Source organism: Monashia sp. HAY1-11D (genome assembly GCF_056868035.1).
Map to the genome: position 1 here is coordinate 3,094,532 of NZ_CP200320.1, position 22,179 is coordinate 3,116,710.

Annotated in this window: 17 protein-coding genes and 1 pseudogene; 16 read left to right on the forward strand and 2 right to left on the reverse strand. The window is 71.5% G+C overall.

Annotation, left to right across the window (positions count from 1 at the left end):
• Positions 1 to 38 precede the first annotated feature (38 nt).
• Both AC1VM9_RS14295 and ilvD read left to right on the forward strand, forming a co-directional pair.
• Positions 39 to 563 carry a SixA phosphatase family protein gene (locus AC1VM9_RS14295; RefSeq protein WP_481343424.1) on the forward strand — a complete coding sequence of 175 codons (525 nt, stop codon included), beginning with the start codon at positions 39 to 41 and terminating at the stop codon, positions 561 to 563.
• Between the two features lie 104 nt (positions 564 to 667).
• Positions 668 to 2,368, forward strand: a complete 1,701-nt coding sequence (ilvD, locus tag AC1VM9_RS14300) for a dihydroxy-acid dehydratase (protein ID WP_481342888.1) — start codon at positions 668 to 670, stop codon at positions 2,366 to 2,368.
• Between the two features lie 35 nt (positions 2,369 to 2,403).
• On the opposite strand, the gene AC1VM9_RS14305 is transcribed toward ilvD, so the two are convergent.
• On the reverse strand, positions 2,404 to 3,360 hold the full coding sequence (locus tag AC1VM9_RS14305) for a GNAT family N-acetyltransferase (RefSeq protein ID WP_483123089.1): 957 nt from the start codon (positions 3,358 to 3,360) through the stop codon (positions 2,404 to 2,406).
• A 423-nt stretch (positions 3,361 to 3,783) separates the two neighbouring features.
• Here AC1VM9_RS14305 and AC1VM9_RS14310 point away from each other — a divergent pair, with 423 nt between their 5' ends.
• The 4 genes and pseudogenes from AC1VM9_RS14310 to serA all read left to right on the forward strand — a co-directional run bounded on the left by AC1VM9_RS14310 (position 3,784) and on the right by serA (position 9,062).
• The gene (locus AC1VM9_RS14310) at positions 3,784 to 5,673 is read left to right on the forward strand and encodes an acetolactate synthase large subunit (RefSeq protein WP_483123090.1); all 1,890 of its coding nucleotides are present in this window, start codon (positions 3,784 to 3,786) and stop codon (positions 5,671 to 5,673) included.
• An 8-nt stretch (positions 5,674 to 5,681) separates the two neighbouring features.
• Positions 5,682 to 6,194, forward strand: coding sequence for an acetolactate synthase small subunit (gene ilvN / locus AC1VM9_RS14315; protein ID WP_076259910.1), 513 nt, complete (start codon positions 5,682 to 5,684; stop codon positions 6,192 to 6,194).
• Positions 6,195 to 6,283: 89 nt separating this feature from the next.
• Positions 6,284 to 7,312 (forward strand): ketol-acid reductoisomerase, encoded by a 1,029-nt coding sequence (ilvC, locus tag AC1VM9_RS14320; protein ID WP_481342885.1) that lies wholly within the window; start codon positions 6,284 to 6,286, stop codon positions 7,310 to 7,312.
• A gap of 167 nt (positions 7,313 to 7,479) precedes the next feature.
• A pseudogene (gene serA / locus AC1VM9_RS14325) lies at positions 7,480 to 9,062 on the forward strand (phosphoglycerate dehydrogenase).
• A 24-nt stretch (positions 9,063 to 9,086) separates the two neighbouring features.
• On the opposite strand, the gene AC1VM9_RS14330 reads toward serA, so the two are convergent.
• Positions 9,087 to 10,427, reverse strand: coding sequence for an AI-2E family transporter (locus AC1VM9_RS14330; protein WP_483123092.1), 1,341 nt, complete (start codon positions 10,425 to 10,427; stop codon positions 9,087 to 9,089).
• Between the two features lie 329 nt (positions 10,428 to 10,756).
• Here AC1VM9_RS14330 and AC1VM9_RS14335 point away from each other — a divergent pair, with 329 nt between their 5' ends.
• From AC1VM9_RS14335 to cimA, 10 genes are all read left to right on the forward strand, one after another.
• Positions 10,757 to 10,909 (forward strand): hypothetical protein, encoded by a 153-nt coding sequence (locus AC1VM9_RS14335; protein ID WP_483123093.1) that lies wholly within the window; start codon positions 10,757 to 10,759, stop codon positions 10,907 to 10,909.
• Positions 10,910 to 10,951: 42 nt separating this feature from the next.
• On the forward strand, positions 10,952 to 12,016 hold the full coding sequence (locus tag AC1VM9_RS14340; protein WP_481342881.1) for a 3-isopropylmalate dehydrogenase: 1,065 nt from the start codon (positions 10,952 to 10,954) through the stop codon (positions 12,014 to 12,016).
• 155 nt (positions 12,017 to 12,171) lie between these two features.
• Positions 12,172 to 13,269, forward strand: coding sequence for a branched-chain amino acid aminotransferase (locus tag AC1VM9_RS14345; RefSeq protein ID WP_481342880.1), 1,098 nt, complete (start codon positions 12,172 to 12,174; stop codon positions 13,267 to 13,269).
• Between the two features lie 177 nt (positions 13,270 to 13,446).
• Complete coding sequence (locus AC1VM9_RS14350) at positions 13,447 to 15,036, forward strand: amino acid permease (RefSeq protein WP_483123095.1); 1,590 nt, start codon at positions 13,447 to 13,449, stop codon at positions 15,034 to 15,036.
• Position 15,037: 1 nt separating this feature from the next.
• Positions 15,038 to 15,799, forward strand: coding sequence for a FadR/GntR family transcriptional regulator (locus AC1VM9_RS14355; RefSeq protein ID WP_481342878.1), 762 nt, complete (start codon positions 15,038 to 15,040; stop codon positions 15,797 to 15,799).
• A 9-nt stretch (positions 15,800 to 15,808) separates the two neighbouring features.
• The gene (locus AC1VM9_RS14360; protein ID WP_483123096.1) at positions 15,809 to 17,176 is read left to right on the forward strand and encodes a glutamine synthetase family protein; all 1,368 of its coding nucleotides are present in this window, start codon (positions 15,809 to 15,811) and stop codon (positions 17,174 to 17,176) included.
• 99 nt (positions 17,177 to 17,275) lie between these two features.
• Complete coding sequence (locus AC1VM9_RS14365; protein ID WP_483123097.1) at positions 17,276 to 18,649, forward strand: aldehyde dehydrogenase family protein; 1,374 nt, start codon at positions 17,276 to 17,278, stop codon at positions 18,647 to 18,649.
• A gap of 41 nt (positions 18,650 to 18,690) precedes the next feature.
• On the forward strand, positions 18,691 to 19,458 hold the full coding sequence (locus tag AC1VM9_RS14370; protein WP_481347031.1) for a 3-oxoacyl-ACP reductase: 768 nt from the start codon (positions 18,691 to 18,693) through the stop codon (positions 19,456 to 19,458).
• A 27-nt stretch (positions 19,459 to 19,485) separates the two neighbouring features.
• A complete protein-coding gene (locus AC1VM9_RS14375) occupies positions 19,486 to 20,232 on the forward strand; it encodes a gamma-glutamyl-gamma-aminobutyrate hydrolase family protein (RefSeq protein ID WP_483123098.1) in 747 nt (248 codons plus the stop codon).
• A gap of 331 nt (positions 20,233 to 20,563) precedes the next feature.
• Positions 20,564 to 22,144, forward strand: coding sequence for a citramalate synthase (gene cimA, locus AC1VM9_RS14380; RefSeq protein WP_483123099.1), 1,581 nt, complete (start codon positions 20,564 to 20,566; stop codon positions 22,142 to 22,144).
• Positions 22,145 to 22,179 lie beyond the last annotated feature (35 nt).

Below are 22,179 nucleotides of genomic sequence, written 5' to 3' on the forward strand. Positions count from 1 at the left end.
GGCTGACAATGCCGTCGGATCACGGCATGCTCGGTGGCATGAGCACCGCCGCCCGCGAGAAGACCCTCGTCCTCATGCGCCACTCCAAGGCCGAGCAGGTGCCCGGGAAACCGGACCACGACCGGGAGCTGACCGACCGCGGCCGCCGCGACGCCAAGGCCGCCGGCGCCTGGCTGCGTGCGGAGGGCCTGGTGCCGGACCTCGTCATCTGCTCGACGGCGGTGCGCACGCGTCAGACCTGGGAGGAGGCCTGCCACGGCGGCGCCCAGACCGAGTTCGTCGAGTACCGGCGCACGGTCTACGAGGGTGGCCCGCAGCAGGTGCTCGAGACCGTCCGCGAGGACGCCGGCGACACCGCGACCGTCCTCGTCGTCGGGCACAACCCGACGACGGCCCACCTGACGACCCTCCTCACCGAGGGCGACGGCTCGCGGGAGGCCCACGACGCCCTCGCGGCCGGTTTCGCGACGAGCGGCCTGGCCGTGCTGCGCTACCAGGGGGAGTGGACCGACCTCGAGGCCGGGTCGTGCTCGCTCCTGCGCTTCCACGTCAGCCGGGGCTGACCGCCACGCCGCCCGGGGACGACGCGTCGGCGCACGTCCGACCACTGTGGGTCGGGAGCTGAGATGCCGTGTCCACCCAGCGGACAGCGTCCTATGCTGCCCTCATGACGCAGACGCCCGACATCAAGCCCCGTAGCCGCGACGTCACGGACGGTCTGGAGAAGACCGCCGCGCGGGGGATGCTCCGGGCCGTAGGCCTCGGCGACGACGACTTCGCCAAGCCACAGATCGGCGTCGCGAGCTCGTGGAACGAGATCACCCCGTGCAACCTGTCGCTCGACCGGCTCGCCAAGGCGGTCAAGGACGGCGTCCACGCCGGCGGCGGGTACCCGCTCGAGTTCGGCACCATCTCGGTGTCCGACGGCATCTCGATGGGCCACGAGGGCATGCACTTCAGCCTGGTGTCCCGCGAGATCATCGCCGACTCGGTCGAGACCGTCATGAACGCCGAGCGCCTCGACGGGTCGGTCCTGCTCGCGGGCTGCGACAAGTCGCTGCCCGGCATGCTCATGGCCGCCGCACGGCTCAACCTCTCGTCGGTGTTCCTCTATGCCGGGTCCATCCTCCCGGGCATCGCCAAGCTCTCCGACGGCACCGAGAAGGTCGTCACGATCATCGACGCGTTCGAGGCCGTCGGTGCGTGCGCTGCCGGGCGCATGTCGCGTGAGGACGTCGACGCCATCGAGCGCGCCATCTGCCCGGGCGAGGGTGCCTGCGGCGGCATGTACACCGCGAACACGATGGCCTCCGTGGCGGAGGCGATCGGCATGTCGCTGCCCGGCTCGGCGGCGCCGCCGGCGACCGACCGCCGGCGCGACGGTTATGCCCGCAAGTCGGGTGAGGCCGTCGTCGAGCTGCTGCGCCGGGGGATCCGTGCGCGCGACATCATGACCAAGGAGGCGTTCGAGAACGCCATCGCCGTCGTCATGGCCTTCGGCGGGTCGACGAACGCCGTGCTGCACCTGCTCGCGATCGCCCACGAGGCCGACGTCGACCTCACCATCGACGACTTCGCGCGCATCGGCGCCACCGTGCCGCACCTGGCCGACGTCAAGCCGTTCGGCCAGTTCGTCATGACCGACATCGACCGCGTGGGGGGCGTGCCGGTCGTCATGCGGGCCCTTCTCGACGCCGGGCTGCTCCACGGCGACTGCCTGACGGTGACGGGCAAGACGCTCGCCGAGAACCTCGCCGACGTCCGTCCGCCGGACGTCGACGGCAAGGTCGTCCGGGCGCTGTCCGAGCCGATCCACCACACCGGCGGGCTGACCATCCTCAAGGGGTCGCTGGCGCCGGAGGGCGCGGTGGTCAAGTCAGCCGGCTTCGACGAGTCGGTGTTCGAGGGCACGGCCCGCGTCTTCGACGGCGAGCGCGCCGCGATGGACGCCGTCGAGGACGGTTCGCTGAGGAAGAACGACGTCGTCGTCATCCGCTACGAGGGGCCCAAGGGCGGTCCCGGCATGCGCGAGATGCTCGCCGTGACCGGCGCCATCAAGGGCGCCGGCCTCGGCAAGGACGTCCTGCTGCTCACCGACGGACGCTTCTCCGGCGGCACGACCGGCCTCTGCGTGGGGCACGTGGCCCCGGAGGCCGTCGACGACGGCCCGATCGCCTTCGTCCGCGACGGTGACACGATCCGTCTCGACGTCGCGAACGGAACGCTCGACGTGCTCGTCGACGAGGAGGAGATGCAGCGCCGCCGCGCCGAGGGTGTCACCCACCCGGAGCCGAAGTACACCCGCGGCGTCCTCGCCAAGTACCGCAAGCTCGTCGGCTCGGCGAGCGGGGGCGCGGTCTGCGGCTGAGGCGCGGTCTGCGGCTGGGGCGCGGCCGCGCGCCCTCAGGGCGTGCCGCTGGTGTCGATCGCCCAGTGGCGCCACGTCGACGTCACCTCCATGCCCACCTTCTCGTAGAGGCCGAGCGCGCCGGTGCGCGAGTCGGTGGACAGCTCCGAGCGGGTGGCACCGTGCGCGCGCGCCGCGGCGAAGGCGTCGACGAGCAGCGCCCGGGCCAGGCCCCTGCCACGGTGGTCGCGGCGCACGGCGAGCTTGTCGATGTAGCCGACGTCCTCGTTGACCATGAGCAGCGCCACCCCGACGACGGCGCCGGACGGGTCGGTCATGAGGCGCAGGTGCCACGGCTCGAACCCCGGCCGCAGCACGGTCCCTGCCGCCCAGTCCTCGAAGGACTCGCGGTCACGCTGCGACCACTCGAGGAAGGCGTCCTCGACGACCTCGTGCGCGACGCGGTGGTCGCCCTCGTCCCGGGCCGCGCGCACCGTGTACCCGGCCGGGATCGGCTGCGGCTCGATCTGCTTGCCGCGCGGCATCTCGAGGACCCACGAGGTCCACAGCGGCCGGTACCCCAGGGACTCGAACAGTCGCTCGCCGCTCGAGCCGGCCGGCACGGGCTGGCCGACGAGCCCCGTCCCGTCACGCCGCGAGAGGCGCTGGCACCACAGCGCCAGGGCCGTGCCGATGCCGCGCCCGCGGGCCAGCGGGTGGACGTGGGCGTGCCCCCACCGGCCACGGTCGACCTCGCCGTACGCGACGAGCCGGCCCGCGTCGTAGACGCCGATCGTCTGGCGGTCGATGTCGAAGCTGGGGCGCTGCCAGTCCCCGACGATGTCGGCCTCCTCGATGACGACGGTGCCGACGTCGGCCAGCTCGGCGTCGCGCATCAGCTCGTAGACGTCCCGCGCCTCCTCCCAGCGCAGCGGGCGCCACGAGACGCCCTCGAGGTGCTCGAGGCCGAGGTCGTTGACGTCGTGGGTCGCCTCGGGCATCGGTGTCGTCATGGTCTCTCCGGTGCGGGTGTCCCGGTGGTGCCGGGAGGGGTGATGGCCCACCGACCGGGCGGGAGCCCGATGGGCCGTGACGACAGTGTCCAAGCGCCACGCCCACCCCTCAACCGACTTTCCGCCGTCGCGCCGGGGCCCTCGGCCGCCGCGACAGTGCGTGAGACCCCGGTGCCACATGCTGAGACAGCCAGTACGGCCGATTGACACCGCTGGGGCCGCGTAGGACGGTTGACGCGTGGCCCGACTCCTCGTACTTCCCTAGCGCGCCGACCAGCAGAACCGGTCAGCGCGCTCCCTTCCGTCCCGCCTTGGGACCGAAGGGTTTTTTTGTGGGCCGGGACGGGTCCACGAGGGACGGACGAGGGTCGCCGGCCACCAGAGACCGCAACACCGTGCAGTGCTCGAGACAAGGATGAGATCGTGAGCGACACGACGAAGCAGGCGCCTTCGCCCGCGGACGTGGCCTCCCTGGCCCGTCACCGTCCGACGCCGTCCTCCCCGGCGCGGCCCAGCGACCCCGGTGCCGCGGCGCCGGTCGCGCCCGCCGCCCCGGCCCGCGAGGTCACCGGCGCCCAGGCGCTCGTACTCTCCCTCGAGGCCATCGGCGCCGACACCGTCTTCGGCATCCCCGGCGGCGCCATCCTGCCGGCCTACGACCCGATGCTCGACTCCGAGAAGGTGCGCCACATCCTCGTGCGTCACGAGCAGGGTGCCGGCCACGCCGCCGAGGGCTACGCGGCCGCCACCGGCAAGGTCGGTGTCTGCATGGCGACCTCCGGGCCGGGCGCGACCAACCTCGTGACGCCCATCGCGGACGCGCATATGGACTCGGTGCCGATCGTCGCCATCACCGGGCAGGTCGCGAGCGGTGCCATCGGTACCGACGCGTTCCAGGAGGCCGACATCCGCGGCATCACGATGCCGATCACCAAGCACAACTACCTCGTCACCGACCCGGCCAGGATCCCGCAGGCGATCGCCGAGGCCTTCCACGTCGCCTCGACCGGCAGGCCGGGGCCGGTCCTCGTCGACATCAGCAAGGACGCGCTCCAGGCCACGACGACCTTCTCCTGGCCGCCACCGATCGACCTGCCCGGCTACCGGCCCGTCCTGCGACCGCACGGCAAGCAGATCCGCGAGGCCGCCCGGCTCATCGCCGCGGCCAGGCGTCCGATCTTCTACGTCGGCGGTGGTGTGGTCCGCGCCCGGGCGAGCGAGCAGCTGCGTCGACTCGTCGAGCTGACGCAGATCCCGGTGACGACGACCCTCATGGCCCGTGGCACGGTGCCCGACAGCGAGCCGCTCAACCTCGGGATGCCCGGCATGCACGGCACCGTGGCCGCGGTGACGGGCCTGCAGAAGTCGGACCTCATCATCGCCCTCGGCGCCCGCTTCGACGACCGGGTCACCGGCCAGCTGTCGACCTTCGCGCCGGACGCGAAGGTCATCCACGCCGACATCGACCCGGCCGAGATCAGCAAGAACCGCATCGCCGACGTGCCGATCGTCGGTGACGTCGGCGAGGTCATCGACGACCTCATCGTCCAGATCACCCACGACCGCGCGGCGGCCGAGCCCGGCTCGGGCGCGTGGGACTACGCCGAGTGGCGCGAGCGCGTCGCCGGCTGGAAGTCGACCTTCCCCCTCGGGTGGACCGACAGCGAGGACGGCACGCTCTCGCCGCAGTACGTCATCCAGCGCATCGGCGCGTTGACCGGCCCGGAGGCCACCTACGTCGCCGGCGTCGGCCAGCACCAGATGTGGGCGGCGCAGTTCGTGCAGTACGAGCGCCCCAACGCCTGGCTCAACTCCGGCGGCCTCGGGACGATGGGCTACTCCGTGCCGGCCGCCATGGGGGCCAAGGTCGCCGAGCCGGAGCGCACGGTCTGGGCCATCGACGGTGACGGCTGCTTCCAGATGACCAACCAGGAGCTGGCCACCTGCGTCATCAACAACATCCCGATCAAGGTCGCGGTCATCAACAACAGCAGCCTCGGCATGGTGCGCCAGTGGCAGACGCTCTTCTACGACGAGCGCTACTCCAACACCAACCTGCAGCCCCTCGAGCAGCGCGTCCCCGACTTCGTCAAGCTCGCCGACGCGTACGGCTGCCTGGGCCTGCGCGCGGAGACGCCCGACGAGGTCGACGCCGTCATCAGGCAGGCGCTGGAGACCAACGACCGACCCGTCGTCATCGACTTCATCGTCCACCGCGACGCCATGGTCTGGCCGATGGTCCCGGCGGGCGTCAGCAACGACATGATCCAGGCCGCACGCCACGAGGCGCCGGTCTGGGAGCGAGAGGACTGAGGCCGGGCATGAGCAAGCACACCCTGTCCGTGCTCGTCGAGAACAAGCCCGGAGTGCTGACGCGCGTCGCGGCCCTGTTCTCCCGGCGCGGGTTCAACATCGACTCGCTCGCCGTCGGCCCGACGGAGATCCCGGAGATCTCGCGGATGACCGTCGTCGTCGAGGTCGAGGGCGCGGCCCTCGAGCAGGTGACCAAGCAGCTGAACAAGCTCATCGAGGTGCTCAAGGTCGTCGAGCTCGACCCCACCGCGTCGGTCCAGCGCGAGATCATCCTCGTCAAGGTCCGCGCGGACGCTGCCACCCGCAGCCAGATCGTCGACACGATCCACCTGTTCAAGGCCAAGGTCGTCGACGTCACGACCGACGCCGTCGTCGTCGAGGCGACGGGCAACTCCGACAAGCTGCGCGCGCTGCTCGACGTCCTCGAGCCGTTCGGCATCAAGGAGCTCGTCCAGTCCGGGATGGTCGCCGTCGGACGCGGCGGCCGCTCCATCACCGACCGCAGCCTGCGCAGCGCCTGACCGGCCGACGCCTCGCCGGGCGCCGCAGGCGCGTCGACCCCCCGCACCACCCAGACCCACCGCACACCGAACCGAAGGAGAAGGCCACCATGGCCGAGATGTTCTACGACGACGACGCCGACCTGTCCGTCATCCAGGGCAAGAAGGTCGCCGTCATCGGCTACGGCAGCCAGGGCCACGCCCACGCGCTCAACCTGCGCGACTCGGGGGTCGACGTCCGCGTCGGCCTGGCCGAGGGCAGCAAGAGCCGGGCCAAGGCCGAGGCCGAGGGCCTGCCGGTGTCGTCCGTCGCGGACGCCGTCAAGGACGCCGACCTCGTCGTCATCCTCACGCCCGACCAGGTGCAGCGGACGGTCTACGCCGACGACATCAAGCCCAACCTCAAGGACGGCGCCGCGCTGCTCTTCGGCCACGGCTTCAACATCCGCTTCGGCTACATCAAGCCCGAGGCCGACGCCGACGTCCTCATGGTCGCTCCCAAGGGTCCCGGCCACATCGTCCGGCGTGAGTTCGTCGACGGCCGTGGCGTGCCCGTGCTCCTCGCCGTCGAGCAGGACGCGTCCGGCACGGCCTGGGACCTCGCCAAGGCCTACGGCAAGGCGATCGGCGGCCTGCGCGCGGGCGGCATCAAGACGACGTTCACCGAGGAGACCGAGACCGACCTCTTCGGCGAGCAGGCCGTCCTCTGTGGTGGCGCGAGCCAGCTCGTCATGTACGGCTTCGAGACGCTCGTCGAGGCCGGCTACCAGCCGGAGGTCGCCTACTTCGAGTGCCTCCACGAGCTCAAGCTCATCGTCGACCTCATGATCGAGGGTGGCATCGCCAAGCAGCGCTGGTCGGTCTCCGACACCGCGGAGTACGGCGACTACGTGTCGGGGCCGCGCGTCATCGACCCGCGGGTCAAGGAGAACATGAAGGCCGTCCTCGCCGACGTCCAGAACGGCACCTTCGCCAAGCGGTTCATCGACGACCAGGACGCCGGCGCGCCGGAGTTCAAGGCCCTGCGCGAGAAGGGTGCCCAGCACCCGATCGAGGCGACCGGACGCGAGCTGCGCAAGCTCATGGCGTGGGTCAAGCAGACCGACGCCGACTACACCGAGGGCAGCGCCGCTCGCTGAGCGCCTCCTGACCGCCGGACCCGACGGCCGGCCACCCCCACTCGGAGGTGGCCGGCCGTGCGTTCGGCCGACCGACGCGCCTAGAGTGGCTCGCGGCACACCGTGGTGCCCTCGATGGCCCGCATCCCTCCACGGACGGGCGCCTCGTCCGTCCGAAAGGCAACCTCGTGAGCAAGCCCGTCGTCCTCATCGCCGAAGGCTCTCGCCCGCAACGATCGAGGCCCTCGGGCCCGACTTCGAGGTCCGTCGCGCCGACGGGGCCGACCGCGAGGAGCTGCTGCGGGCCCTGGCCGACGTCGACGCCGTCCTCATCCGCTCCGCCACGAGGATGGACGCCGAAGCCATCGCGGCGGGCAAGCGGCTCCGGGTGATCGCGCGAGCGGGGGTCGGGCTCGACAACGTCGACGTGCAGTCCGCCACGCAGGCCGGTGTCATGGTCGTCAACGCGCCGACCTCGAACATCACCTCGGCCGCCGAGCTCGCCGTCGGCCTGCTCCTCGCGACGGCGCGCAACATCGCGCCGGCCAACGCCGCCCTCAAGAGCGGCGCCTGGGAGCGGGGCAGGTACACCGGCGTCGAGCTGCTCGACAAGACCGTCGGCATCGTCGGCCTCGGCCGGATCGGCGCCCTCGTCGCCGAGCGGCTCAAGGGCTTCGGCGTGAGGATCCTCGCCTACGACCCGTACGCCTCGCCGGCCAAGGCCGGCCAGCTGGGCGCCCACCTCGTGGGGCTCGACGAGCTGCTCGCCCAGTCCGACTTCATCACCATCCACCTGCCCAAGACTCCGGAGACGCTCGGCCTCATCGGTGAGGAGGCCCTCGGCAAGGTCAAGCCGACCGTCCGCATCGTCAACGCCGCCCGTGGTGGCATCCTCGACGAGACCGCCCTCGCGCGGGCCCTCGCCGAGGGCCGCGTCGCCGGGGCCGGCATCGACGTCTTCGCCACCGAGCCGACCACCGGGTCGCCCCTGTTCGCGTACGACTCCGTCGTCGTGACGCCGCACCTCGGCGCCTCGACGGAGGAGGCCCAGGAGAAGGCGGGCATCGCCGTCGCCAGGTCGGTCCGGCTCGCCCTCGGCGGCGAGCTCGTCCCGGACGCCGTCAACGTCAGCAGCGGGTTCATCGCCGAGGAGGTCCGCCCGGGCATCCCGCTCGTCGAGAAGCTCGGTCGCATCTTCACGGCGGTCGCCGGCACGGTCCCCGCCCAGCTCGACGTCGAGGTCCGCGGCGAGATCACGGCGCACGACGTCAGCGTGTGGAAGCTCGTCGCCCTCAAGGGCCTGTTCACCGACGTCGTCGAGGACGCCGTCACCTACGTCAACGCCCCGGTGATCGCCGAGCAGCGCGGCTGCGTCGTGCGCCTCGTCACCGACCCCGACTCGGGCGACTTCCGCAACGTCACGACCCTGCGCGGCACCCTGGCCGACGGCACGGTCGTGTCGGTCTCGGGAACGCTGACCGGACCGAAGAGGGTCGCCAAGCTCGTCGGCGTCAACGGCCACGACCTCGAGGTCCCGCTGTCGGCCCACATGCTCGTCTTCGAGTACTCCGACCGGCCGGGAGTCATCGGCAACGTCGGACGCATCCTCGGCGATGCCGGCATCAACATCGGCGGCATGCAGGTCTCGCGTCAGGACGACCGCGCCATCGGCGTCCTCAACGTCGACTCCGACGTGCCGGCGGCGCTCGCGGCCGAGCTGTCCGACGTCGTCGACGCCAAGACGTTCACCGCCGTCGACCTCGACGACTGACGCGGCGGGTTCCCCGACCGGCCCTCAGCCGGCAGCCCCCGACGCGTCCGCGTCGGCCTCGGCAGACCGCGTCCGCTCGGCCTCGTCGGCCTCGTCGGCCTCGTCGACCAGGTCGACCAGGTCGGCGAGCTCGGGCAGCAGCTCGTGGCGCTTGCTGAAGGTGTCGAGGATGGCGAGGGCGACGGCGGCGATGGGGATGCCGATGAGCGCGCCGATCGGACCCCAGACCGCGGCACCCGCGATGACCGCCCCGAGGGCGACCGCGGGATGGACGTCCATGGTGCGCTGGCTGATGCGCGGTGTGAAGACGTAGTTCTCGACCTGCTGGTAGACCGTGGCGAAGATGACGATCCACAGCGCGCTCAGGGGGTTGCCGAGCAGGGTGAACAGTGCCGGGAGGGCCACGCCGATGTAGGTGCCGATGGTCGGGATGAACTGGCCGACGATGCCGGCGAAGAGGCCGAGCGGCAACCAGAACGGCACGTCGACGAACCAGAAGAACGTGGCGTGGAACACCGCCGACAGGGCCGCGAGCAGCACCTTGGACACGACGTAGCCGCCGGTCTTCTCCACCGAGATCGTCCAGACCGTGATGAAGACGCGCTGGTAGCGCTGCGGCAGCCAGGACCCGATGGTCTGGCGCAGCCGCGGGCTCTCGGCCGACAGGTAGTAGGCGAACACGAGGATCGTCAGCGCGTCGAAGACGAACGTCAGCACCGACCCGAAGACACCGAGGATGCCGCCGCCGTACTTGCCGGCCAGCTCGCCGAACTTGTCGGGTGTCAGGGACAGCGCCTTCTGCAGCTGGGCGAGGTCGAACGACGTGTGGAACGTCGCGTTGACCCAGTCGAGCGCCGCTGCCCCGGCGTCCGGAAGCCGGGTGCCGAGCTGCGAGAGCTGCGAGGCGAACACGGCCCCGAACAGCTCGGCCAGCCCGCCGAGCACGAGCAGCATGCCGAGCATCGTCAGGCCGGTGGCGAGCCCGCGCTTGACCCCCCGCCGGCTGAGCCAGAGCACCACCGGCTCCATGCCGATGGACACGAGCCAGGCGAGCAGCAGGAGGAAGAGGAAGGAGCTGACCGACTGGAAGACGGTGACCGCGACCCAGAGGAGGACGAGCGCTGCCAGCACCGTGGCGACGACGCGTCGGGCGTTCGACGGCGTCACGGCGACCCATCGGGCGCGCTCCTCGAACCGCTGCTCCGGGTGCACCGCGTGCGCGAGGTGCACCGCGTGCCCGGCAGGGGTCGGGTGCGCGGACGGGTGCGGGCCCGGCTCCGTGGTCCGCTCCGTGGTCGGCTCCGTGGTCGGCTGCGAGGTCTTGTCCGCGGCGGGCGCGGGCCCCGGCTCGTGGTCAGCGCTCACGCGCCGAGCGTACGGCGCGGGACCTGTCGAGCGGGGGAGGCCGGAGCGGGTGGCCGTCCCCGCGTCGCCTGCGCCACACGCCCGTCGTCCTCCTGCACGGATGCCGGACGTCGCGTCTCAGTTTCTGGAAACCCCCTTTACCCCCCAGTAGCCAGGCGTACCGTCGAACGCATGACGCGGCAGCTCGTACTCCTCATCGCCAGCCGCGGCGAGTCCCAGTAGTCAGCGACCTCGCCGCGGAGATCCCGCGTTCCCCATCGCTGACGGTTCGCCCACCCGGGCTCGAGCCCTGAGACCACACATGAACTGGCACGAAGGATGTGATCCCCATGAGCGATGACGCCATGGCCGCCCGACAGGCGCTGCAGGAGTCGATGGACCTGCGCGACCAGGGCCACACGGAGGACTGCAGCTCCGCCGAAGTCCGTCGACGAAGGCCCCCGCACACCCGGGCGGGGGCCTTCGTCGTGCTCAGGACATGAGACGAGCGTTCCACATCACAAGACGGCCTCTAGGCTTGCAGCATGGGAGAGACGCAGGTCAAGGATGCCTACTCGATCGCCGTCATCGGAGGTGACGGCATCGGTCCCGAGGTGGTCGGCGAGGCGCTCAAGGTCCTCGACGCCGCCACCGGCTCGAGCGGGCCGAAGTTCGCGACGACCGACTACGACCTCGGTGCCCGCCGGTGGCACGCCACCGGCGAGACGCTGCCCGACTCGGTCCTCGACGAGCTGCGCGGCCACGACGCCATCCTGCTCGGGGCCATCGGGGACCCGAGCGTGCCGAGCGGCGTCCTCGAGCGCGGTGTCCTGCTGCCCCTGCGCTTCGCCCTCGACCACTACGTCAACCTGCGCCCCGCCAAGCTGTTCCCCGGGGTGGCCAGCCCCCTCGACGTCGCCCGCGTCGCGCCGGACGGGATCGACTTCGTCGTCGTCCGCGAGGGCACCGAGGGCCCGTACGCCGGCAACGGTGGCGGGCTGCGCGTCGGCACCCCGGCCGAGATCGCGACCGAGGTCAGCGTCAACACCCGCTACGGCGTCGAGCGTGTGGTCCGCGACGCCTTCGCCCGGGCCCAGGCCCGCCCGCGCCGGCACCTGACCCTCGTGCACAAGCACAACGTCCTGACGCACGCCGGCCACCTGTGGCGGCGCACCGTCGAGGAGGTCGGGGCCGAGTTCCCCGAGGTCGAGACCGCCTACCAGCACGTCGATGCGGCGACGATCTTCATGGCGACCGACCCCGGCCGCTTCGACGTCATCGTCACCGACAACCTCTTCGGCGACATCCTCACCGACATCGCCGCCGCCATCGCGGGCGGCATCGGCCTCGCGGCCTCGGGCAACATCAACCCGGCGCGCACCACGCCCAGCATGTTCGAGCCGGTGCACGGGTCGGCCCCCGACATCGCCGGCCAGGGCAAGGCCGACCCGACCGCGGCGATCCTGTCGGCGGGCATGCTCCTCGCGCACCTCGGCCTGGACGCCGACGCGGCCCGCATCGAGTCGGCCGTCGCCGAGGACCTCGCCGAGCGCGGCGACGCGCCGCGCTCGACCTCGGCCGTCGGTGACGCCATCGCCGGCCGTCTCTGAGGTCGTCGACGACTCCTGACTCTCGACGACTTCCGACGAGTCCCCACGACTCCAGGACGAGGCCGGGCCGGTCGACCGGCCCGGCTTCGCCGTCTCACCATGTGGGCGATAGCCTGCAGTGGATCACCGCCGACCGGCTCCCGTGGAGGTTTGACATGACCCAGCTGTCCTTCGAGGTCACGCGTCGCGACGACGTCACCCCGCCCGAGCGCGTCGCGGAGATCCTCCGGAACCCCGGCTTCGGCAAGGTCTTCACCGACCACATGGTCCTCGTCGACTGGTCCGCCGACGCCGGGTGGGGCAACGCCCGGGTCCAGCCGTACGGCCCGTTCCGGATGGACCCGGCCGCCGCCGTCCTGCACTACGCGCAGGAGATCTTCGAGGGCATGAAGGCCTACCGGCACGCCGACGGCTCGATCTGGACCTTCCGTCCCGAGGCCAACGCGGCCCGGTTCGCCCGCTCGGCCCGGCGCCTCGCCCTGCCGGTCCTGCCCGAGGCCGACTTCATCGAGTCGCTGCGCCAGCTCGTCACCGTCGACCAGGAGTGGGTGCCGGCCGGCGACGCGGGGGAGAAGAGCCTCTACCTGCGCCCGTTCATGTTCGCCTCCGAGGCCTTCCTCGGCGTCCGCCCGGCCCAGCAGGTGACCTTCTCGGTCATCGCCTCGCCGGCCGGCGCGTACTTCCCCGGCGGCCTCAAGCCGGTGACGCTGTGGATCTCGACCGAGTACGCGCGTGCGGGTGCGGGCGGCACCGGCGCCGCCAAGTGCGGCGGCAACTACGCGTCGTCGCTCGCCGGCCAGCTCGAGGGCATCGAGCACGGCTGCGACCAGGCGGTGTTCCTCGACTCCTCGACGCACACCTACATCGAGGAGCTGGGCGGGATGAACCTGTTCCTCGTGACGAAGGACGGGCGCATCATCACGCCCGAGCTCACCGGCACGATCCTCGAGGGCGTCACCCGCAGCTCCATCCTCGAGATCGCCAAGGAGCTCGACCTCGAGCCGGAGGAGCGGCGCATCCCCATCGAGGAGTGGAAGGAGGGCGCCGCGAGCGGCGAGATCGTCGAGATCTTCGCGTGCGGCACGGCGGCCGTCATCACCCCGGTGGGCGAGCTGCGCTGGGACGGCGGCTCGGTCGACCACCGCCGCGAGGGCCACGAGGACCGCTACGCAGAGGCCATCCGCTCCGCGCTGCTCGACATCCAGTACGGCCGTGCGGAGGACGCCCACGGCTGGATGACGCGCCTCGTCTGACGCCGCGTCGCCGCCGACGGGCGGGGACCCGTCCACCGAAGCTCGCCTGTCAGCGAAGGCCGGCGGAAAAGGTTTGAAGCGGAACCATTGACGTCGCCGGTTCTGCGGGTATTTGATGCCACGCATCACATGATGCGGCAGGCAAAGGTCTGCCGCCTGATGTTTGCGAGGTAGTGCATGAGCGTTCCTCCGTCCCCTCACGTCGGTCCTCCACTCGACCCGCCGCTCGACACACCGCTCGACACACCGCCCGGTCCGGCCGCCGCCGCGTCCGCCGACCACCACGACGACGAGGGTCTGCTCGCGTCGCTCGGCTACAAGCAGGAGCTGCACCGCGGCATGTCGGGGTTCTCGAACTTCGCCGTCTCGTTCTCGATCATCTCGATCCTCGCCGGCTGCATCACCAGCTACGCGATCGCCATGAACGCCGGCGGCCCCGTCGCGATCTCCATCGGCTGGCCGCTCGTCGGCGTCTTCGTCCTCTGCGTCGCGCTGGCGATGGCCGAGGTCTGCTCGGTGTACCCGACGGCCGGCGGCCTCTACTTCTGGGCGGGGCGCCTCGCCCGCCGCAACAAGCGCGTCTGGGCCTGGTACGTCGGCTGGTTCAACTTCCTCGGCGAGGTCGCCGTCACCGCGGCCATCGACTACGGCGCCGCGGTCACCTGGATGGCGCTGCTCAGCCTCGTCGTCGACCTGCAGGTCACGGCGGGGTCGACGTTCGTCGCGTTCCTCGTCGTCATCGTCCTGCACGGGCTGCTCAACACGTTCGGCGTCGACCTCGTCAAGGTGCTGTCGAACGTCAGCGCGTGGTGGCACCTCGTCGGCGTCGCCGTCATCGTCGGCGTGCTCGTCGTCGTGCCCGACAAGCACCAGGACCTCTCGTGGACCTTCACCCACTTCGAGAACCGCACCGGCTGGGGCGCGCCGTTCTACGCCTTCCTCATCGGCCTGCTCATGGCGCAGTACACCTACACCGGCTTCGACGCGTCGGCCCACGTCGCCGAGGAGACGAAGAACGCGTCGGTCGAGGCCCCCAAGGGCATCGTCCGCAGCGTGTGGGTGTCGATCCTCGCCGGCTGGGTGCTGCTCGTCGCGGTCACGGCCGCGATCCAGAGCTACGACGGCGCGCTGCACACCGACATCGGCCTGCCGCCCGCCCAGATCTTCATCGACGCGGCGGGTCGCTCGCTCGGCATCTTCCTGCTCTTCATCTGCGCCGTCGCCCAGTTCTTCTGCGGCATGGCCTCGGTCACCGCGAACTCGCGCATGTCGTACGCGTTCTCGCGCGACAACGCGCTGCCGGGGTCGCGGTGGTGGTCGCAGGTCAACCCCCGCACCGGGACGCCGACGAACTCCATCTGGCTGTGCGTCGGGTGCTCGGTCGTCCTGACGGCGCCCGCGCTCGCCTCCACGACCGCCTACCTCGCGGTCACCTCGATCGCGGTCATCGGCCTCTACATCGCCTACGTCGTGCCGGTGTTCCTGCGCCGCCGCAACCCCGACTTCCGGCCGGGCCGGTGGAACCTCGGCCGCTGGAGCGCCCCCATCGGCTGGGTCTCGGTCGCGTGGGTCGTCTTCATCGTCGTGCTCTTCATGCTCCCGCCGGCGAGCCCGGTCACGGTGGACACGTTCAACTACGCGCCCGTCGCGGTCGGCGTCGTCGTCGTCTTCTCGACGGTGGCGTGGTTCGCCGGTGGTCGCCGGCACTTCATGCGGGACGTGCCCGCGGGGCACGACACCAAGCCGGCCGCGGAGATCTTCGGCTGACATGGAGCCCGTCGGGGGAGCCCAGACGCCCCAGCCGCTGGGCCTGACGGCGTTGCCGGACGCGGTCCTGCGTCCGGCGTCCGGCAACGCCTTCGAGCACGCCGTCGAGCAGCTGGCGCGGGCGATCCGGCTCGGGGTCCTCCCCGACGGCGAGCAGCTGCCGCCGGAGCGCGAGCTGGCCGAGCGGCTGGGCATCGGGCGCAACACGCTGCGTGACGCCATCGCGGCGCTGCGCGAGTCGGGACTCGTCACGACCCGGCGCGGTCGCGGCGGCGGCACGTGGGTGACCTACGACGGCGCCGTCCACGCCGCGACGTGGGAGCGCCGGGCCGCTCCGGTGCGCAGCGGTGCGGCGATGGTCGACGCGCTGACCTTCCGCCGGGTCGTCGAGCCGGGCGCCGCCTGGCTCGCGGCGTCGCAGCCGCTCGCGGGGGACCAGCGCGCGTGGCTCGCCGACAGCCTGCGCGCCGTCGACGAGGCGGCCGACGACGCGGCCCACCGGGTCGCGGACTCGCGCCTGCACCTGGCCATCGCGACGCTGTCCGGCTCGCCGATGCTCGTCGACGCCGTGACGCGGGCCCAGGCGGCGCTGCACGACATGCTGACCGCGATCCCGGTCCTGAGCCGGAACATCGAGCACTCGAACACCCAGCACCACGACATCGTCGCGGCGATCCTGCAGGGCGACCCGGAGCGTGCCCGGGCCGTCATGGAGGAGCACTGCGACGCCACCTCGGCGCTCCTGCGCGGACTCATCGGATAGGACCTGCACATGGCAGCAGCCCCGACGCTCACCCTGGACCAGCTGCGCGACGAGATCGGCACGGGCCGGATCGACACCGTCGTCGTCGCCTTCACCGACATGCAGGGCCGCCTTGCCGGCAAGCGCCTGCACGGGCACTACTTCCTCGACCACGTGCTCGAGGCCGGCACCGAGGGGTGCAACTACCTGCTCGCCGTCGACGTCGACATGAACACGGTCGACGGCTACGCCATCTCGTCGTGGGAGCGCGGCTACGGCGACATGCTCTTCGACCTCGACCTGTCCACGCTGCGCCGCACGCCCGGAGCGCCGCACTCGGCGACGATCCAGTGCGACCTGGCGTGGCTCGACGGTGGCGGCCCGGTGCGCCAGTCGCCGCGCCAGGTCCTCAAGGCCCAGGTCGACAAGGCGGCCGAGATGGGTTTCCGCGCCTACTGCGGCACCGAGCTGGAGTTCATCGTCTTCGAGGACTCCTACGACCGGGCGTGGGACCATGGCTACCGCGGCCTGACGCCCGCGAACCGGTACAACGTCGACTACTCGATCCTCGGTGGTGACCGCGTCGAGCCGCTGCTGCGCGAGATCCGAAACGAGATGTACGCGGCGGGAGCCACGGTCGAGGGGGCCAAGGGGGAGTGCAACCTCGGCCAGCACGAGATCGCCTTTCTCTACGACGAGGTCGTCCCCACGTGCGACAACCACGTCATCTACCGCAACGCCGCCAAGGAGATCGCGGCCCGGCGCGGCCAGTCGATCACGTTCATGGCCAAGTACGACGAGCGCGAGGGCAGCTCGTGCCACGTCCACCTGTCCCTGCGTGGTCTCGACGGCGGCGTCGTCTTCGCCGACGACGCGCGCCCGCACGGGCAGAGCGCCGTCTTCGACCAGTTCATCGCCGGTGTCCTGGCGACGATGCGCGAGTTCACGTACTTCTATGCTCCGAACATCAACTCCTACAAGCGGTTCCAGCCCGGCAGCTTCGCCCCGACGGCCGTCGCCTGGGGTCACGACAACCGCACCTGCGCACTGCGGGTGGTCGGTCACGGTGCCGGGATGCGCGTCGAGAACCGGGTGCCCGGTGGTGACATGAACCCCTATCTCGGCGTCGCCGCGATGCTCGCCGGCGGCCTCCACGGCATCGAGCAGGAGCTCGTCCTCGAGGACGCCTTCGAGGGCAACGCCTACACCTCGGACAAGCTGCGCGTCCCCTCGACGCTCCAGGAGGCCCGCGACCTGCTCGACGGGTCGACGCTGGCCCGCACGGTCTTCGGCGCCGACGTCGTGGGGCACTACGTCAACGCCGCCGACGTCGAGATCGCCGCGTTCAACGCCGCCGTCACCGACTGGGAGCGACGCCGAGGCTTCGAGCGGCTCTGACCCACGAGAACCCCCGCCCACCCACCCCGACACACTGGTTCGAGGTGTTCCCCGACTCCCGGGAGTCGAGGCACCCCTGGACCGGGAGGACGAAGACGCATGACCCAGACGCACGACGTCATCAACCCCGCCACCGAGCAGGTGGTGCGCTCGGTCGAGCTCGCCTCCCTCGAGGAGGCCGACGCCGCCATCGTCCGCGCCGCGGACGCGTTCCCCGCGTGGCGGGACGTCGCGCCCGGGGACCGGGCGCTGCTCCTGCGCCGGTTCTCCGACCTCGTCGGCGAGCACCAGGAGGAGCTGGCCCTCCTCGAGGTGCAGAACGCGGGGCACACGATCGGCAACGCCCGGTGGGAGGCAGGGAACGTCCGCGACGTGCTGGCCTACTACGCGGGCGCCCCGGAGCGGAACCTCGGCCAGCAGATCCCCGTCACCGGTGGCCTCGACGTGACCTTCCGCGAGCCCCTCGGGGTCGTCGGCGTCATCGTTCCGTGGAACTTCCCGATGCCGATCGCCGGCTGGGGCTTCGCGCCGGCGCTCGCGGCCGGCAACACCGTCGTGCTCAAGCCCGCCGAGCTGACCCCGCTGACGGCCATGCGCCTCGGCGAGCTCGCCCTCGAGGCGGGGCTGCCCGAAGGCGTGTTCACCGTCGTCCCGGGCCAGGGCTCGGTCGTGGGCGAGCGGTTCGTCACGCACCCGGCCGTGCGCAAGGTGTGCTTCACCGGCTCCACCGAGGTCGGGCAGCAGATCATGCGCGGAGCCGCCGACCAGCTCAAGCGGGTCACCCTCGAGCTCGGCGGCAAGAGCGCCAACGTCGTGTTCGACGACGCCGACCTCGAGCTCGCCGCGGCCCGCGCCCCCTACGGCGTGTTCGACAACGCCGGTCAGGACTGCTGCGCCCGTAGTCGGATCCTCGTGCAGCGCAACGTCTTCGACCGGTTCATGGAGCACTTCGAGACGGCGGTACGCGGTGTCGTGGTCACCGACCCCACCGACGAGGCCTCGGAGATGGGGCCGCTCATCAGCGCCGACCAGCACGCCCGGGTCCGTTCGTACGTCGAGGACGCGCCCGACCGCGTCGACGTCGCCTTCCGCGGTGCGGCCCCCGGCGGCTCGGGCTACTGGTACGCGCCCACGGTGGTCCTGCCCGGCTCGACGTCCGACCGGGTCTGGCAGGAGGAGGTGTTCGGGCCGGTCGTGGCCGTCATGCCCTTCGACGACGAGGCCGACGCCGTCGCCAAGGCCAACGACACCGCGTACGGGCTCTCCGGTTCGATCTGGACCCGTGACGTCGGGCGGGCCCTGCGCGTCGCCCGTGGCATCGAGGCCGGCAACCTGTCGGTCAACTCCCACAGCAGCGTCCGCTACTGGACGCCGTTCGGGGGCTTCAAGCGCAGCGGGATCGGGCGCGAGCTCGGCCCGGACGCGCTCGACGCGTTCACCGAGGTCAAGAACGTCTTCATCTCCACCGACTGAGTGCACGACCGACACCCCCGGACAGCAAGGAAAGAGGAGTCATGGCAGGCAGGCTCGACGGCAAGGTCGCAGTCATCACGGGCGGGTGCTCCGGCATCGGCCTGGCCACCGCGCGGCGGTTCGCCGAGGAAGGGGCGAAGGTCGTCATCGGCGACCTCGACGCCGTCAACGGCCCGCGCGTCGCCGAGGAGGTGGACGGCACGTTCGTCAAGGTCGACGTCGTGAGCAAGGAGGAGGTCGACGCGCTCTTCGCCACCGCCAAGGAGACCTACGGATCGGTCGACATCGCCTTCAACAACGCCGGCATCTCCCCGCCCGAGGACGACTCCATCCTCGACACCGACCTCGACGCGTGGCGCAGGGTCCAGGAGGTCAACCTGACGTCGGTCTACCTCTGCTGCAAGGCCGCCCTGCCCTACATGCTCGAGCAGAAGAAGGGCTCGATCATCAACACGGCCTCGTTCGTGGCCGTCATGGGCGCGGCGACGTCGCAGATCTCCTACAGCGCGAGCAAGGGTGGCGTGCTCTCGATGAGCCGCGAGCTCGGTGTCCAGTTCGCCCGCGAGGGCGTCCGCGTCAACGCGCTGTGCCCGGGTCCGGTCAACACGCCGTTGCTGCAGGAGCTCTTCGCCAAGGACGAGGAGCGGGCCGCGCGCCGTCTCGTGCACGTGCCGATGGGCCGGTTCGGCGAGCCGGAGGAGATGGCCAACGCCGTGCTCTTCCTCGCCTCGGACGAGTCGAGCTTCATCACGGCCTCCACCTTCCTCGTCGACGGCGGCATCTCCGGTGCCTACGTCACGCCCCTCTGACACCGTGTCTCGCGTCGAGGAGGGGCCGTGTCGGACACCGTGACCCGCCCGGTCATCGGGATCACGTCGTACGTCGAGCCGGCGTCGCGCGGCGACTGGGTCGACGTGCCGTCGGCCCTCCTGCCGCACAGCTACGTGCGCAAGGTCGAGGAGGCCGGCGGCATCGCCCTCGTCATCCCGCCGCGGCCCGACGGCTCCGAGGGTCTGATGCGTGCGGTGCTCGGCCGGCTCGACGGGCTCGTCATCGCGGGTGGGGCCGACGTCGCGCCGGAGCTGTACGACGCGACACGGCATCCGGCCGTCCAGGCCTCGCGCCCGGACCGTGACGCCACGGAGGTGGCGCTCGCCCGGGCCACGGCGGCCCTCGACGTGCCGGTGCTCGGCATCTGCCGGGGCATGCAGGTCATGGCCGTGGCCGCGGGCGGCCGGCTCGAGCAGCACACTCCCGAGCGCGTCGGGCACGAGGGGCACTCGCCGGCGCCCGCCACGTACGGCAGCCACCCGGTGCGCACGGTGGCGGGCACCCGCCTGTCCGCCGTGCTCGGCCCGTCGGTCGACGTCCCGAGCTACCACCACCAGTCGGTGCTGACGCACCCCGGGTACGTCGCGGCGGCGTGGGCCGACGACGGCACGCTCGAGGCGATGGAGGACCCGGCCGCCAGCTTCCGGCTGGCCGTCCAGTGGCACCCCGAGGAGGGTGAGGACGCCCGGCTCTTCGACGCGCTCGTCGACGCGGCGCGCGCCAGGGTGCGGGGCCGGTCGGCCCGCACCTGAGCACGACGGGCCGCGCGAGGGCGCTGCGGCACGAGATGTCGGTCCCAACATCCGGACCAGGTGTTTCGGCGATGTTTCCGCGCCCCTACATTGACGAGCGTGAAGCCGCACCTCGTGCACACCAGCACGCTCATTATCGACTAGCGCGACGAGAGACCCTCGTCGCGCAGACCTCCCGCACCCCGGGGGTCTTTTTGTTTCCCGAACCACCGTGAGGGAGACCGCGGCCCAGGCCACACCCGGCACGGGCGGCACCGGCCCCAGGCCCGATGACGAGCACCGAGGACGACCGCACACGGAGCCATCCCCGAGATCGAGGACAATGAAGGCCATGGAAGCGCTGCACGTCTACGACACCACCCTGCGCGACGGCGCCCAGCAGGAGGGTCTCAACCTGTCGGTGTCGGACAAGCTGGCCATCGCCGGGCTGCTCGACGACCTCGGGGTCGACTTCATCGAGGGTGGCTGGCCGGGGGCGAACCCGAAGGACACGGAGTTCTTCGAGCGCGCCAAGGGCGAGCTGCGACTGCGCCACGCGACGCTCGCGGCCTTCGGGGCGACCCGACGGGCTGGGGGCGTCGCGGCGCAGGACCCCCTCGTGCAGGCCCTCGTCGACTCCGGCGCAGCAGTCGTGTGCCTCGTCGCGAAGTCGCACACCGGCCACGTCGAGCGGGCCCTGAAGACGACGCTCGAGGAGAACCTCGCGATGGTCCGCGACACCGTCTCGCACCTCGCCCGGCAGGGCCGGCGCGTCTTCGTCGACTGCGAGCACTTCTTCGACGGCTGGCTCCTCGACCGCGACTACGCCCTGTCCGTCGTGCGCACGGCGCACGAGGCGGGCGCCGAGGTCGTCGTCCTCTGCGACACCAACGGCGGCATGCTGCCGCACCAGGTCGAGGAGGTCGTCGCCGACGTCATCGCCTCGACGGGTGCCCGCATCGGCGCCCACTGCCACAACGACACCGGCTGTGCCGCCGCCAACTCCGTCGCCGCCGTGCGGGCCGGGGCGACGCACGTGCAGGGCACCGTCAACGGCTACGGCGAGCGCACCGGCAACGCCGACCTCGTCACCGTCGCCGCCAACCTCCAGTTCAAGCTCGGCCTCGAGGCCATGGCGCCCGAGGCGTTCCGGCGGGCCATGCACATCGCCCACGCCATCAGCGAGGTGACGAACGTGCCGGCGTACAGCCGCCAGCCCTACGTGGGCGCGAGCGCCTTCGCGCACAAGGCCGGCCTGCACGCCAGCGCGCTCAAGGTCGACCCCGACCTCTACCAGCACATGGACCCCGAGCTGGTCGGCAACGGCATGCGCACGCTCGTGTCGGACATGGCGGGCCGGGCCAGCATCGAGCTCAAGGCCCGCGAGGCCGGGCTCGACCTGTCCGAGCGGCCGGACGTCGTCGCGGCGGTGCTCGCCGAGGTCAAGGACCTCGAGCTGCGCGGCTGGACGTTCGACGCGGCCGACGCCACCGTCGAGCTGATGATCCGCGAGGCCCTCGAGCCGGGCTGCACGCACTACTTCGAGGTCGAGTCGTGGCGCGTCATCACCGACTCCTCGGGCACCGGCGACGCCACCTCCGAGGCCACCGTCAAGCTGCGCGCCGACGGCTCGCGCCTCATCGCGACCGGCGAGGGCAACGGCCCGGTCAACGCCCTCGACCACGCCCTGCGCGACGCGCTGTCCCGCGCCTACCCCGAGATCGAGAAGCTCGAGCTCATCGACTTCAAGGTGCGCATCCTCGACGCGTCGCACGGCACCGACGCCGTGACCCGCGTGCTCATCGAGACCTCCGACGGTGAGACGTCGTGGGACACCATCGGCGTCGCGGGCTCGATCCTCGCCGCATCGTGGCGCGCACTCACCGACGGCATCGTCCGCGGCCTCATCCGGCAGGACGTGCCCAGGCGCTGACGGGGCCCGCGCCGCAGGAGCGGTGCCCGTGGGGT

Coding starts and splice junctions, on each gene's coding strand:
- AC1VM9_RS14345 (WP_481342880.1), top strand. CDS start 12,172: ATGACCCAGCTGTCCTTCGAGGTCACGCGTCGCGACGACGTCACCCCG.
- AC1VM9_RS14370 (WP_481347031.1), top strand. CDS start 18,691: ATGGCAGGCAGGCTCGACGGCAAGGTCGCAGTCATCACGGGCGGGTGC.
- AC1VM9_RS14295 (WP_481343424.1), top strand. CDS start 39: ATGAGCACCGCCGCCCGCGAGAAGACCCTCGTCCTCATGCGCCACTCC.
- cimA (WP_483123099.1), top strand. CDS start 20,564: ATGGAAGCGCTGCACGTCTACGACACCACCCTGCGCGACGGCGCCCAG.
- AC1VM9_RS14355 (WP_481342878.1), top strand. CDS start 15,038: ATGGAGCCCGTCGGGGGAGCCCAGACGCCCCAGCCGCTGGGCCTGACG.
- AC1VM9_RS14350 (WP_483123095.1), top strand. CDS start 13,447: ATGAGCGTTCCTCCGTCCCCTCACGTCGGTCCTCCACTCGACCCGCCG.
- AC1VM9_RS14340 (WP_481342881.1), top strand. CDS start 10,952: ATGGGAGAGACGCAGGTCAAGGATGCCTACTCGATCGCCGTCATCGGA.
- AC1VM9_RS14365 (WP_483123097.1), top strand. CDS start 17,276: ATGACCCAGACGCACGACGTCATCAACCCCGCCACCGAGCAGGTGGTG.
- AC1VM9_RS14305 (WP_483123089.1), bottom strand. CDS start 3,360: ATGACGACACCGATGCCCGAGGCGACCCACGACGTCAACGACCTCGGC.
- ilvN (WP_076259910.1), top strand. CDS start 5,682: ATGAGCAAGCACACCCTGTCCGTGCTCGTCGAGAACAAGCCCGGAGTG.
- ilvD (WP_481342888.1), top strand. CDS start 668: ATGACGCAGACGCCCGACATCAAGCCCCGTAGCCGCGACGTCACGGAC.
- AC1VM9_RS14360 (WP_483123096.1), top strand. CDS start 15,809: ATGGCAGCAGCCCCGACGCTCACCCTGGACCAGCTGCGCGACGAGATC.
- AC1VM9_RS14335 (WP_483123093.1), top strand. CDS start 10,757: ATGAGCGATGACGCCATGGCCGCCCGACAGGCGCTGCAGGAGTCGATG.
- ilvC (WP_481342885.1), top strand. CDS start 6,284: ATGGCCGAGATGTTCTACGACGACGACGCCGACCTGTCCGTCATCCAG.